This is a genomic window from Brevibacterium sp. (assembly GCF_022712115.1).
Lineage (GTDB): Bacteria > Actinomycetota > Actinomycetes > Actinomycetales > Brevibacteriaceae > Brevibacterium > Brevibacterium salitolerans.
On sequence record NZ_JALAHB010000119.1, the window covers coordinates 1 to 13569 of the forward strand.

The 13569-nt window shown below is 71.1% G+C and carries 9 protein-coding genes; 2 read left to right on the forward strand and 7 right to left on the reverse strand.

Annotated elements, in window-relative coordinates; genetic code table 11:
- Nucleotides 1–816, reverse strand: an 816-nt coding sequence (locus Q0A33_RS07015) for a thioesterase family protein (RefSeq protein ID WP_291794726.1), incomplete at its 3' end; no start/stop codon positions are given.
- A 130-nt stretch (nucleotides 817–946) separates the two neighbouring features.
- Complete coding sequence (locus Q0A33_RS07020) at nucleotides 947–1435, reverse strand: GNAT family N-acetyltransferase (RefSeq protein ID WP_291794727.1); 489 nt, start codon at nucleotides 1433–1435, stop codon at nucleotides 947–949.
- Nucleotides 1436–1672: 237 nt separating this feature from the next.
- On the opposite strand from Q0A33_RS07020, the gene Q0A33_RS07025 reads away from it, so the two are divergent.
- On the forward strand, nucleotides 1673–4957 hold the full coding sequence (locus Q0A33_RS07025; protein WP_291794728.1) for a hypothetical protein: 3285 nt from the start codon (nucleotides 1673–1675) through the stop codon (nucleotides 4955–4957).
- Here the strand turns inward: Q0A33_RS07025 and Q0A33_RS07030 are convergent, their stop codons facing one another.
- On the reverse strand, nucleotides 4958–5380 hold the full coding sequence (locus tag Q0A33_RS07030) for a VOC family protein (protein ID WP_363316542.1): 423 nt from the start codon (nucleotides 5378–5380) through the stop codon (nucleotides 4958–4960).
- An 82-nt stretch (nucleotides 5381–5462) separates the two neighbouring features.
- Here Q0A33_RS07030 and Q0A33_RS07035 point away from each other — a divergent pair, with 82 nt between their 5' ends.
- Nucleotides 5463–6422, forward strand: coding sequence for a WYL domain-containing protein (locus tag Q0A33_RS07035; RefSeq protein WP_291794729.1), 960 nt, complete (start codon nucleotides 5463–5465; stop codon nucleotides 6420–6422).
- On the opposite strand, the gene Q0A33_RS07040 is transcribed toward Q0A33_RS07035, so the two are convergent.
- The 4 genes from Q0A33_RS07040 to Q0A33_RS07055 all read right to left on the reverse strand — a co-directional run.
- The gene (locus Q0A33_RS07040; protein ID WP_291794730.1) at nucleotides 6419–7789 is read right to left on the reverse strand and encodes an MATE family efflux transporter; all 1371 of its coding nucleotides are present in this window, start codon (nucleotides 7787–7789) and stop codon (nucleotides 6419–6421) included. The two genes, Q0A33_RS07035 and Q0A33_RS07040, sit on opposite strands and share 4 nt — an antisense overlap.
- Before the next feature lie 81 nt (nucleotides 7790–7870).
- Nucleotides 7871–9142, reverse strand: coding sequence for a C4-dicarboxylate ABC transporter substrate-binding protein (locus Q0A33_RS07045; protein WP_291794731.1), 1272 nt, complete (start codon nucleotides 9140–9142; stop codon nucleotides 7871–7873).
- Between the two features lie 41 nt (nucleotides 9143–9183).
- On the reverse strand, nucleotides 9184–12576 hold the full coding sequence (locus Q0A33_RS07050) for a carboxyl transferase domain-containing protein (RefSeq protein WP_291794732.1): 3393 nt from the start codon (nucleotides 12574–12576) through the stop codon (nucleotides 9184–9186).
- Between the two features lie 7 nt (nucleotides 12577–12583).
- A partial coding sequence (locus tag Q0A33_RS07055; protein WP_291794733.1) for an AMP-binding protein occupies nucleotides 12584–13569 on the reverse strand: 986 nt, incomplete at its 5' end.

A 13569-nucleotide genomic window follows, 5' to 3' on the forward strand; every position in this document is an offset into this window, starting at 1 on the left:
CTCCCCCCCGCCGGGCGCCCCCTGGGCGAAGAGGCCATTGTGCAGCCGCGAGGCCCGGGCACGGCCGAGCAGCTGCCGGCCCTGGCCGGCGAGCTCCTGCGGATCCGTGTTGAAGTACACGGTGAAGCTGATCGTCCCGGCCGGAGACGGCTGCCCGGTGCGGAGGAAGATGCGCGGGAAGAAGACGTCGGCAGCGGCGGCGAGCGCAGGATAGTCCCACTCCCGCTCCTGCACCGGACGGAACCAGACGAGGCTCTCGGAGTCCGGAGACGGCGACGGCGCATGCGGGTCGGCCTCGGGCGCGCCCTTCACGAAGCGGAACTCGTAGTTCTCCAGCCACGGGAGGCTGAGGCGACCGGAGACGGAGTGCTCCTCCGGGGAACCCGCCTCGGCCGGGAGCACCGCCTCGGTGTCGGAGAACGTCTCACGGTCCGAGGCGAACAGCGCAGTGCCGGTGAGGACGACGCCCGATTCCTGCTCGACGCGGATCACCCAGTGCTGATTGGAGCGGTTGGTGCGGACGGGCTCCACGGTGATGCGCATCTCCCCGTCCGCGATGGCGGTCGTGAAGTTGAGGGTGAGCGCAGCAGGCCGTCCCTGCGCGCGCGGGTCCGAGGTCAGTGCGGCGAGCGCCTGCGCGGCAGTCGCTCCGCCGAACGGACCCACCATGTTCGCCCAGGCGGGGTGCGTGTGCGCGAGGACGGTGCGCGGAGCCGTGGCTGCGTCCGAGGCGCCGGTGGGCGCGGTGACCACACCGGCAGTTCCGTCAGCCGGCGGGGCGGTGAGCACGATCAGCTCGTCGAATGGGTGAGCCATGGATCCTCCGAATCAACAGGGTGAGCAGGTGAGCAGTCGTGGGGCGGCAGAGCTGCGTGCCTCCCGGCCGGGGCGCTCCCGACCGCACCGGACCGGAGTCCGGCCGGCAGGCTCGCGGCTGGCCTCGGCATCACAGGCTGCGCAGAAGCACGTCCGCGTCCTCGTGCCTGCCGGCGATGGTGAAGCCGTTCTCCGCGAAGAAGGAGCCGGCGGTGTTCTGCTCGCTCACTGCCAGGCTCACACTCCCCTTCCCGGACAGACGCAGCAGATCGAACGTCGCCCGCAGCAGGTGGGTGCCCACGCCGCCGCCCTGGGCCTGCGGGGCCACGGCGATGAGGAGCTCCGGAATCGTGTCGCCGGCCCACCCGCTGCCGCGCCAGTCCTCGGTGGGCAGCCGGACCCATGCCGCGCCGACGCGCTCGCCCTCGTCATCCACCGCGAAGACGCCCATGTCCCCCGCACGCCCCCAGCCCTCGACGTAGCCGGCGAGAACCTCGTCCGCGAGGGTCTCCTCCTCCGTGAGCGGACGGCGGTCGATCGACCAGTTGACTGCCTGCGCGAGGAAGGGCAGGAGGTCGGCCTCCGCCGCGCTCTCAGACGGTATGGGAAGAAGCTTCATGCCACCATTCTGTCCGACTCGCCCCGCCCGCGCATCACGGCACCCTCCTCACTCGTAATCGAACCGTGATTCGATTTCCCTTGACTCCTTCTGGATCGAGCATAGAATCGAACCAATAGGTCCGTTCAGATCATTCGAAGCCGCTTCACGCATCTCAGAGATTTCCTCCCGCGCTCTTCGAACCGCATCACAGGCCCCGCGTCCCCGCACCAGCCCCTCAGAGAGGAGGAGCTCCTGATGAACGTCACCGTCGCATCGCCTCCGGCACAGTTCCAGCCCTCCTCCGTCGCAGAGCGGTCACATCCCACGAGCCTTGCCGAGGTCCGGGAGCTGGTGAACGCGTCTTCGGACTCCTCGGCCGTCACAGCGTCGCTCCGGGCCGTGGCGGATGCGCTCAGCACCGAGACCGCCGCGGCCGCCGAGCCGCTCCTGTGCGCTGCCCACGATTCCGCTGCACCGGACCCGGGCACACTTCTGAAAGCGCTCGCCGTCAGCGCACGCGCGGCTGATCAGCTCCAGGCGCGTCAGCTGCGTGAGCGCGCACGGTTCGCACTTGCACAGATCCTCGAGGACGGCGAGGAGGAGATCGGGCTGCTGTTCGAATCTTCTCCGGGGGCGCCTGCGCCCGCTGACGTGTCGTCCCTCGAACCTGGTGCCGACCCGGCGTCCGCACCCTGCGTCCCGGCCACCGTGCCGGTTCTTCCAGGCACCCACGACGGCTCCCTCCGAGCCTTCTTCTCCGCGCTTCTGCCACGCCAGGACGCCATGACTCTCTCCGCTGTCCACAACTCCACGCAGGTGCGCGAACGCGGCGCGGCGGCGGAAGCCGTCCTCGTCCTGCTCGGCCTGCCCGAACTCCTGCACACGGTGGAGAACGGGGATCTCCCGTTCAACCGCATCGAGAGGCTGCTGCCCAAGACGCGGCTGATGTCTCTCGCACAGCTGCACCTTCTCGACGTGTTCCTCACGGACCTCGACCGGAAGCTGGATCTGGGGCGCTATCTCCGCGCGGCGCAGAAGTTCATCACCGCGCTGGAAGGCACCTCGCTCACGCCCGCACAGGTGCGCCGCGAACGCCGGGTGGTCCTGGAACGCCACGACGACGGCAGCGGCTCACTGACGATGCACGGTCCGCTCGTGATCCTCGAGGCGCTGTACCAGCGGACCCGGGGCATGGCGCGCGCGATCCTGCGCAGCCAGATCGGCGCCCTCGCACTGGAACTCGAGGACGGCGGCTCAGCGCGCTCTGCAGATGCCCGCTCTGCAGATGCCAACGAAGCAGGGACGAACGAAGCAGGGGCGCTGGAATACGCAGACTCCGCCCCCGCCGGCGGGCTCGGGGGAGCTCCTGCCTGCAGGCTCGGGTTCGCCCCGGTGACGGCGCAGGTGGTGGACGAGCGGCAGTTCGGCCAGATGATGTTCGACCTCCTCGCCGATTCCCGTCCGGAGACCGTCACCAGCGTCATCGAAGCAGGTGACGGGGATGGATCACGCGCTCCCCGCACAGAAGTCCCTCTCCGCCCGGGCACAGGAGCAGGAAGCTCGGAGAGGAGTGGGCCTCCGTCAGGTACAGGCGCTCCGTCCGACCGAGATCCTCTGGGTGGTTCCGACCAGATGCGTCGGCATCAGGTGCGCGTCCTGTGTCCCACCGACGGTGAGTGGCTCCGCCGGCAGGCCACCGTGAGTGTCACGGTTCCCGCCACGGCTCTGCTCCGGGCGGACGACCGCCCCGGCGAACTCGCCGGTGCCGCTCCGCTTCCGGCGGAGTTCGCCCGCCAGGTTGCGGCGCATTCCCGTGACTGGCACCGTATCCTCACCGATCCGGCGACCGGCACCGTCCTCGACGAGCCCGCACGCACCTACGCACCCACCCGTGCGACGCGGACGGTCGTCAACACCAAATGGCAGACCTGCACTGCGCCCGGGTGCACCGCTCCGGCGCAGAATGCGGAGTTCGAACACGGCATCCCGTTCGACCACGTGCGCCCGGAGAGGGGCGGACCCACGCACCCCTCGAACGGACACCCGATGTGCCGGCGGTGCCATGCGCTCAAGACGGCCGGCATCATCAGAATGGAGAGAACGGGCGCGAATGAGATCCTCTGGTCGCTGCCGCTCGGCGTCACCGTCACCACCGTCGCACCGCCCATCGACGCGGGTGCGGTCCTCTCGCGCAGCATCGCAGAGATCGCAGAGACGGACTCGGCCGGAGATTCGACACCCGTGCCGCCGGACATCGCACTCCCCCGCTGCATCACCACTCCGCAGGCCGCTGCCCGCCTCGCGGCGGATGTGTTCGCTCGCCTGGAGGCGGAGGAACGACAGATCCAGAGTCTGCGGCAGGCAGGAAGTGCGCTGTCGCTGCGCGATTCCCTCCGCCTCGCTGAGGACCGCAGGCAGTTCCGGACCAGGGAGAGCCGGCTGGGACTCCACCTCAGAGAGCTGCAGATCGAACGGGCGCACCTTGAAGCGGCGAAGCGCGCGCATGGCGAGCGTCTCTCCGTTCTCGAGGCACGGGAGCTGGCCAACGAGGAGCTGACCTGGAAGATCGCGGAGAGGGACGAAGCCCTGCGTGCGCGGGAGAAGCGCGTGGCCCGGACGGAACGGGAGTGGTGGGCCCGCACACGGGAAGAGCATCTGCGCAGGCTCACCCTGGCGAGACAGCGTGAAGCTGCGAACGAGGAAGCCGCGCGCCGTGCTCACATCGAGTTCGCGCAGCTTCTCGAACGGCCCGGCGTCTGCAGACACACAGATCTGGAGGCAGCGCTCGCACAGATGCGCAGCGGGGTGGACAGTCTCCCTGCAACGGTGGAGGAGTGCCCGGACTGCGAAGCCGAGTACGCCGCGTTCCTCATCGAGATCCGCGCTCTCAACAGCCAGGAAGTCGAGGACCTGGTCTGGGAGGAGGAACTCAGGAGTCGCGCCGAACGGGCACGCGAGCGCGAACGAGCGCAGGAGCGTGAACGCGAGAGGATCCGGGAGATCCGGGTCAGGGACGTGAAGGCCCAGGCCGAGGCCGCAGAAGAGCGTTCCTACATCCGCGAATCCCAGCGCCTGGGCCGGGAACGCGCCAGGCTCGAGCACGCGGAGACGCTCCCCGCCGTCTGCACCGCGGACTGCTGCACAGCCGCCCGGTCCCAGGTGAGGCCCGGCGAGAAGGACAAGACCACAGGCCGGACGGGCACCACGACCGATACGGGCAACGGCACGGGCGACAGCACGGTCGCTGTATCCGCCGCTTCGCCGGCCACAGCGTCGGCCACCGAGGGCACGGCGGTAGACGAGACAGGAGGCAAGACGGCGAGCGGGACAGAGGGCGAAGCAGCGGGTTCCGCCCCGCGCTCCCGGAGGGACAGGCTCAGGGCCGCAGTGGACCAGGTGATGAGCGGCTGCGCCCGGGGCCCGCAGACAGCACCCGGGGGTGCAGGCTCGTCCGCTGCAGGCAGCCGCACCACCGCCCCAGCCAGGTGGGGCTATGGCGGCAGCATCGGCTTCTGCAGCGAGGACCCGCCTCCGTTCTGATCAGTCCACCGGGGCGACCCGGATGAGATTCCCGTCGGGATCCGCGACGACGAAGGTACGACCGAAGACCTCGTCGTGCGGCTCCTCCACGACGGTGATGCCCTTCGACTGCCACTTCGTGAAGATCTGGTCGATCGCGGCGGGCGGCCCGGGCACCATCAGACCGACCTCGCTCATCCGCGGGACGCCCGCAATTGCACCGGCGCTGCGATCGTCGCGAGGCGCTCGCTCATTGTGGCCGGTCCACACTGCGAAGAGAACACCGGGGGCCACCTCGAACGCGATGTAGCGGGGACTGACGAAGCTCGGCTCCATCTCGAAAAGGTCGCTGTAGAAGGCCGAAGCGGCGTGGGCATCCTGGACGTAGACCAGGAACAGATTGGGCGCGGGCATGAAGTCCTCCTCGGGCTGCAGATCACTCAATGCCGAGAGGTTCTCGGCACCGCCTCAGTCCACCACCCGAACGCGACAGGTGCTGTCACCTTTTCTGCGAGGATTGGCCGCTATGAAGGCTTCGAGGCTGCTGCACCTCCTGCTGCTCCTGCAGACGCGACCGCGCATCACCACCGCCGAGCTCGCGGCGCGTCTGGAGGTGTCCCGGCGGACCGTTCTCCGCGACGTCGAGGCGCTCTCCGCAGCGGGCGTGCCGGTCTACGCCGAACGCGGCCGGAACGGTGGGATCGTCCTGCTCCCCGGCGCCCGGCTCAACGCCTCCCACCTGGAGCCTCCGGAACTGGAGGCTCTGTCCGTCACCGGCCTGGACAGCGAGCAGCTCGAACGACTGGGCCTCGGCACCGCGCACAGGACCGCCGTGCGCAAGATCGCCGCCCGTCAGGCCGCGGCACCCGGCGTCTCGGATCTGGCCCGGCTGGCAGACCTGGTCATCATCGACAGCACTGCGTGGCTCACTGAGCCGAGAGCAGGGGTGGAGGTCGCCGATCTCGCCTCGACGCTGCGCCGCCGGCGGCGGCTCCGCATCCTGTACAGGCGCAGCGCCGAGGAGACCGCCTCCCCGCAGGTGGTGGATCCGTACGGACTCGTGGGGAAGTCAGGCCGCTGGTACCTCGTCGCCGATGATCACGGCGCCGGCCGCCTGTTCGCTCTCGAACGCCTCACCGCATACGAAGCGCTGGAGGAGCCCGCCGCTCTGCGGCCGGAGCAGACCCTTCAGACGACATGGTCCGAGCTGAAGCAGCGCACGGAATCACCGGGGAGCACGGAGGTGTCCGTCCGGCTCAGAAGCAGCCGTCTCGACCTCGCCCGGCGCATCCTGGGCGGTCGCATCCGCGAGGCGTCCGGCACCGAGGACGAATGGTGCGCACTCGTCATCCGCTACCCCGACGTCGAGTCGGTGCGTCAGCTCCTCCAGTTCGGGGACCACATCGAAGTCCTCGCCCCGGAGACCGCCCGTGCGCGTATGCACCAGCTCGCAGCAGCCCTCGCCGAGAACCACCGACCGCGCTAGCTCAGCCCGCGGGCGAGCGCCCGGTCCACCCAGCGGCGGCCTCGGGCGCGGATCCCCAGCGTCAGCCCGCGCGCGCCCATGAAGGCGATGACGAACGTCGCCCAGATGCCCAGCGCACGCGGGTCCTCACCGTGCAGGAACCGCTCCGACACCCCCGCCAGGACGCCGTCGAGAAGCCCCGCGTCCGCCACCGCCCACAGCACCAGGGCGAAGAAGGCGAACGATGCCGTCTGTGCGAGCGCGAGGTAGCGTGCGTCCTCCGCACCCATGAGCACACCGTCGAGGACGAAGACGTATCCGGCCAGCGGCAGGCTGATCGCGAGGACCACGAGCAGTGCCGCCGTGAGATCGCGCACCTGGTCGTCCTGCGTGAACGCGTAGGGGATCAGTCCCGCACCCAGAGTGAGCAGGAGACCGCAGACCGCACCGAAGCAGATCCCCCAGCCGGTGAGCCTGCGGTTGACGGCCACGACGCCCTCCACATCGCGGGCGCCGAGCCGCAGCGCGATGAGCGCCTGTCCGGCGATGGCGAGCGCGTCGAGCGCCAGCGCGAGCGCGAAGAACAGCGACTGCACGACCTGCACGGCCGCCAGCTGTGCGGTGCCCAGCCCCGTCGCCGTGAAGACGAGGAGGATGAGCGCGGCCCGCAGCGCCGCGCTCCGGAGCAGCAGCCACACCGAGGTCTTCGCCGAGGACCACACTCCCTGCCAGTGCGGCAGCAGGGAGGCACCGTGCCGGGCAGCGGCTCGGAAGGCGATCACGAGATACACGGCTGCCATCCCGGCCTGGGCGATCACGGAACCCAGCGCGGAGCCGGCGACTCCCATGCCGAACCCGTAGATGAGAAGCGCGTTGAGCACGATGTTCGCACCGAACCCCAGCCCTGCCACGACCAGCGGCGTCTTCGTGTCCTGCAGTCCCCGCAGCAGGCCGGTGGCGGCGATGACCAGCAGCATGAACGGCAGCCCCCACCAGGAGATCGTGAGGTAGCTCAGCGCCTCCCCCTCGACCTCGGGCGACGGCCCGAACGCGCGGACCACGGGCCCCAGGAGGGGAAGCCCTGCGGCGAGCAGGAGCGCCGAGGTGACGACGGACAGCCACATGCCGTCGAAGCCCGCGGACACCGCCCCACGCACGTCTCCGGCCCCCACTCTCCGCGCCACCCGGGGCGTCGTCGCATAGGCGAGGAAGATCATGAGGCCCACGACGGTCTGGAGCACCGTCGTGGCGATCGCGAGACCGCCGAGGCTGTCGGCCCCGAGGTGTCCCACCATCGCGGTGTCCGCGAGGAGGAAGGCCGGCTCCGCGATGAGCGCACCCAGCGCGGGCACGGCGAGACGGAGGATGTCGCGATCGAGGGGTTTCACCTGCGCGAGTCTAGCCAGCCTCCCCCTCCCGCCTGCACGCCGGGGAGGCTCACGCAGGCCTGCGCTCAGGACGGCCGGCGCTCAGGACGGCCGGTGCTCCAGCATCAGCTCGTCGAAGACCGCATCCGCATACGGCTGGAGCGCCTCCGGATCACCGTCGTGCCATTCCGGGAAGGAGACGAAGTCCCCCTCATCCGCATAGCCGAGCTGCTCCACCTTGCCGCGCCACTTCTCCAGGGCGGCCTCGATCCGCGCGGTGGCCTCGGCGTCGACCGCACCGGCCTCCACCTCGTCGGCCACGATCCCCTCCGTGGCCTCGAGGAGGACCGCGCCGGCCTCCGCGTCCATCTCACGGATGGAGCCCCCGGCCTCCTCCAGCGCCGCCATGAGCCGGCTGGTCCCCTCGAGGTCCGCGCGCCGCGAGTTCTTGAAGGCGTCGCCCATCTGGTCGTAGATCAGCTGCTGTGCGGCGAGCGGGAGCTGCCGGTAGCCGGCCCCGCCCACGAACGCGCCCGCGCCACGGCCGAAACCGGCCTCCGTCGAGTACGCGAGGTGCGGTGCGACCTCGGCCAGACCGGTCATCGTCGCCGCGAGCGTGGTGGTGAGCGCGCAGTTCACCGTGTTGCGCTGCAGCGCCTCGAAGGTCTCCGTGTACTCGAGCGAGGTGCCCGTGGCTCCCAGCGCCTCCGTCTGCTCCAACGACGAGCGGGAGCCGATCGAGACGACGCTGCCGTTCCAGTCGTCCAGCGTCTCCTTGGGCTCGGTGCACATCGACACGACTGAACTCGTCGCGTTGAACGGGATGAGCGGAGTCACGCCGCGTTCCTCGTACTGGTCGAAGAGCCCGTCCGTCCCGTAGGCGACCTCCAGCATCGCGGCGTTCACCGTGAGCTCCTCCACGAGCGGGGAGGTGCCCGCGAGCCCAGTGCCGGCGGCCAGCGCGGAGAACGCAGGGTAGTCGTCCGGCTGGTAGATGGGGATCATGTAGGCGAGGTCGATGCGGCCGTCGCCCAGCGCGGCATCGACCTCCGTGTACGGCGCGATGGTGGGTCCGTACGCGATGTCGATCGTGATCTTCCCGCCGCTGAGCTCCTCCACACTCTCCTTGAGCCCTGCCGACCGGTAGGCCGCCACGTCCTCGGCCGAGGACGCCGTGCTCTGCAGCGTGAGCGTCACGGGGTCCATGTCCTCCAGTGCCGCGGCGTACTCCTCGGCCGTCGCGCCGGGAGCCACGCCCTCGCCCGCGTCACCGCCGCCGGCTCCCCCGCTGCCCGCGGAACCGGCGCAACCGGCCAGCAGACTGCACGCGGCGCCCATCGCCGCCGCACCCCACCAATGTCTCTTCAGCGACATCGTCGTCACCCTTCGTCTCTCATGCGGCCACTCGGCTCACCTCACAGCAGCGTGCGTATCCAGTCCCGGGTGAGCGCGGGATCGATGACGTCGTCGAGGTCGAACTGCATCGCCGCCATGAGCGCCTTGCCCTGCTCGTAGGACGCGGCGATGAGCTCCTCCTCCCGCCGCTGACGTTCCGCCGGGTCCTCGATCGCGGCGAGCTCCTTCGCGTAGCCCAGGCGCACAGCACCCTCCAGGCCCATGGGTCCGATCTCCCCGCTGGGCCAGGCCACCGTGAACTGCGTGGAGGCGAACCCGCCGGCCGCCATCGCCATCGCACCCAGGCCGTAGCCCTTGCGCACGACCACGGCGCCCACCGGCACGCTCAGCCCCGCCCCGGCCACGAACAGGTCGCCGAACGCACGCACACCGGGCTCATGCTCGGCCTCGGGCCCCACCATGAAGCCCGGCGTGTCGATGAACGACGCCACCGGAAGCCCATGGCTCTGCGCCAGGCGCAGATGCTGCGTCATGGTCCGCGCCGCGTCCACGTCGATGGCGCCGCCGAGGTGGTGGTTGTCATTGGCGATGATCGCGAGCGGCACCCCGTCGAGCCGGGCGAAACCGGTGACGGCACCGCGTCCGTACTGCGCACGCACCTCGGTGAACGAACCGGGGTCGAAGACCGCGGAGACGGCCTCGCGCATGGAGAACGCACGCAGCCTGTCCGCCGGGACCACCGTCCGCACACGTTCCGCCTGCGCCTCCAGCGCCTCCTGTCCTGGCTGCTCAGTCTGGCCTGCCTGCTCCTCGGCACCAGCACCGCTCCGTCGGTTCCCGGTGAGTACCGACAGTGCCTCCCTCACGTGCTCCACAGCCGCCGCCTCATCCTCAGCGAGGATGTCGATGACGCCGTTGTCCAGGTGCACCTGCGCCGGGCCGATGTCCTCGGGGCGGTGGCGTCCCAGGCCTCCGCCCTCGATCATCGCCGGCCCGCCCATGCCCAGGTTGACCTCCGGCGTGGCGATGATGAGGTCGCACACGCCCGCCAGTGCCGCGTTGCCCGCGAAGGTGCGGCCGGAGACGACGCTGATGAGCGGAACCTTCCCGCGCAGCCGCGCCAGCGAGGCGAACGTGGGCACCTGCAGCCCGGCGGACGGTCCCTTGTCCGTGTCTCCGGGGCGCCCGCCCCCGCCCTCCGCGAAAAGCACGAGGGGCACCTGCCGCTGCTCGGCCACCTGGATGAGCCGGTCCGTCTTGGCGTGGTTGCGCGTGCCCTGGGTGCCGGCCAGCACGGTGTAGTCGTAGCTGATGACCACCACCTCGCGCCCCTCCACCCGGGCGGTGCCGCCCAGGAGGCCGTCGCCCGAGGTCCGGTCGATGAGGTCCTGCAGGCTCCGCCTGCGGGTCTGCGCGGCGATGGCCAGAGGCCCGTACTCCACGAAGCTACCCGGATCCACGAGGTCCGCGATGTTCTCCCGTGCGGTCCTCCGGCCCCGCGCGTGGACCTTCGCCACGGCGTCCTCACGCGCCTCATCCAGCACTGCTGCATGACGGGCCTGCACCTCGGCCACACCCGGATGCGGCTCCGCCGCACGCGCGGCCTCCGCGTCCCCGACGGCGGTGCCGGTGAGCACGGCCACCGGCGCACCGGCCGTCACGTAGTCGCCCACGGCCACGAGGTGCCGCACAGCCGCAGCCGCCGGCCCCGTCACGGGATGGTGCATCTTCATCGCCTCGAGCAGCACGTACTCGGAGGCCTTCTCCCCCACTCCCACGACGGTCCCGGACAGGGGCGCGGCGAGGAGCTCCTCGCCGGGCTCGAGCTGCGGGGCTGCGACCTGCCCGGCGGCCGCGGGGCGGTGCGCCGCGCCTGCCCCGCCCTGACCGGCCCTGCCCTGACCGGCGCTGTCCTGGTCGGCACGGTCCTGGTCGGCACTGTCTTGGTCGGCACGGTCCTCGATCTCCCGGGCCCGGTCCGCGATCTCCGCGGCGCGGGCATCGTAGGCCGAGGTCGCCTCGTGCCCGGGTTCCAGCAGCGCGTCCACGGCGAGCAGCAGACCGAGGTTGGTCTCCACTCCGTGCACGCGGGTCTCCCGCAGCGCCTGCACCCCTGCGCGGCGGGCGGCGGCGAGAGACGGAGCGTGGACGATCACCTTGCCCAGCAGGGAGTCGAAGCTGCCGCTGACCGTGCTGCCCGTCTGCGCCCAGGTGTCCACACGCACCCCCGGCCCGGTGGGCCACGTGAGCGCGTCGATCGTGCCCGCGCTGGGGGCGGGATCACCGGTGTCCAGCACCGTCTCCGCGCTCACGCGGAACTGGATCGCAGTGCCGCGGGCAGCTGGTCCCGTCTGCCCGGCGAACTGCGTCCGCCCGAGGAACTCCTGCAGCCCCTCCGGCATTCGCCCGGCCGCCACCGCGAGCTGGCAGGCCACGAGATCCAGCCCGGTCACCTCCTCCGTGACGGTGTGCTCGACCTGGATCCGCGGGTTCACCTCGAGGAGCATGTGGGCGGCCGCGTCCTCCGTGCCGCCGGGCCCCTCCGCCGCGCCGCCGAGGTCCTGCACGAGGAACTCCACCGTCGCCAGGGACCGGTGGTCCGCGGACTCCACGAGCCTGGCGGCATCCGCATGGAGGCGGGCGCGCAGCTCCGCATCGAGGCCGGGAGCCGGAGCGATCTCCACGAGCTTCTGCCGGCGCCGCTGGAGCGAGCAGTCCCGGTCCCCCAGCACCACCGCTCCCTCCGGCGTGCCGAGCACCTGCACCTCGATGTGCCGTGCCCCGGTCACCAGCGCCTCCGCGAAGATGCGGTCGTCACCGAACCCGGCGGCGGCCTCGGCCGCACAGGCGGTCAGGGCGTCTGCGAGCGCAGCCGGATCCCGCACGATCCGAATCCCCCGGCCCCCACCGCCGGCCAGCGCCTTCACCGCGATCCCGTCCGGGTGCGCGGCGAGCAGCGCCGCGGCCTCCGCCACGGCCGCACCCGCGTCCGCGCCGCCGTCCGCGCCTTCAGCCTCCGGCCGGAGCAGGCCCGTGGCGGGCGGCACCGGGACGCCCAGCCGCTCGGCCCGGGTGCGCGTGGCACTCTTGTCGCCGAACAGCTCGAGGGCGGCGGCGTCCGGCCCCACCCAGGTGAGACCGGCCTCCGCGCACGCAGCCGCCAGCACCGGCGACTCCGCGAGGAAGCCGTAGCCCGGGTGGACCCACTCCGCGCCGGATCCCCGCGCCGCCGCGAGGATCGCCTCGACCTCAAGGTAGGCGCTCGCGCCCCTGCCCGGCAGCGTCACGACCTCATCCGCGAGCTGGACGTGGAGGCCTGCGGCAGCTCCGAGCGCCTCCTCGTCCGCGGAGCGCACCGCGACGGTGCGCATCCCCGCGGTCCGGGCCGTGCGGATGATCCGCACCGCGATCTCACCGCGATTCGCGACGAGCAGCGTGGGTGTCTCTTCCATCGATCCCTCAGTTCCCCTCGTGCGTGTCCGGACCGGCGGCACCGGCGTTGGCTGCCAGCTCCTCCAGCAGCACCGTCTTGCGGATCTTGCCCGTCGCCGTCATGGGCATCTCCCCGACCCACACGAACTCCGGGATCTTGTACACGGCCATGTTCTCCTTCGCCCACGCACGCAGCGCCTCCGGATCCCGCGCCGCCCCAGGGGCGGCGACGATGAAGGCGACCGGCACCTGTCCCCTGGCCTCGTCCTCACGCGGGGCCACCGCCACTGTGGCGATCTCCGGATGCATGCGCAGCAGCGCCTCCACCTCGGAGGGGAACACGCTCATCCCCTTGACCTTGATCATCTCCTTGGTCCGCGCCAGGTAGGTGAGCGCGCCCTGGTCGTCGAACCTCCCCGTGTCACCGGTGCGCAGCCAGCCCTCGACCAGGGTCTCCGCCGTGGCCCGCGGGTTCTGCCAGTAGCCGCTCATGACGGACGGCGAATGCACGAGGATCTCCCCCTCCTGCCCCACGGGAACGGGGCGGAGGTCCGGGTCCACCACCACGATCTCCGTGCCCGGCACGGGGAAGCCGCAGTACACGGGCTCAGCCCGCAGGTCCCGGTCACCCTCCTGCAGACCCAGGGTGAAGGTGTCCGAGGTGTGCGTCTCCGTCATCCCGAACGAGGCCTCGCGCAGGGTGATGCCCGTCCGCTCCCGCCACTGCTCCCGGAGCGGGACATCGAGCTTGCGCACGAAGGACACCGCCTGGCACTGCTCGAGCGAGCTGAGGTCCAGGCCCGCGCACTCCGGGGTGTCCAGCAGCTCGAGGAGCTCGCCGTAGCCGTCCGCCGGGGAGACGATCCGGGTGACCCCGCGCCGCTCCACCGTCTCCAGCGCCACCCGCGGGTGCCAGCGGGTGAGGACCGCGACCTCGCCGCCGCTGTAGATCGGCAGCAGAATGCTGAGGTGCTGCCCGGCGATCCAGAACATCGCGAGGAACCCCAGGGTGA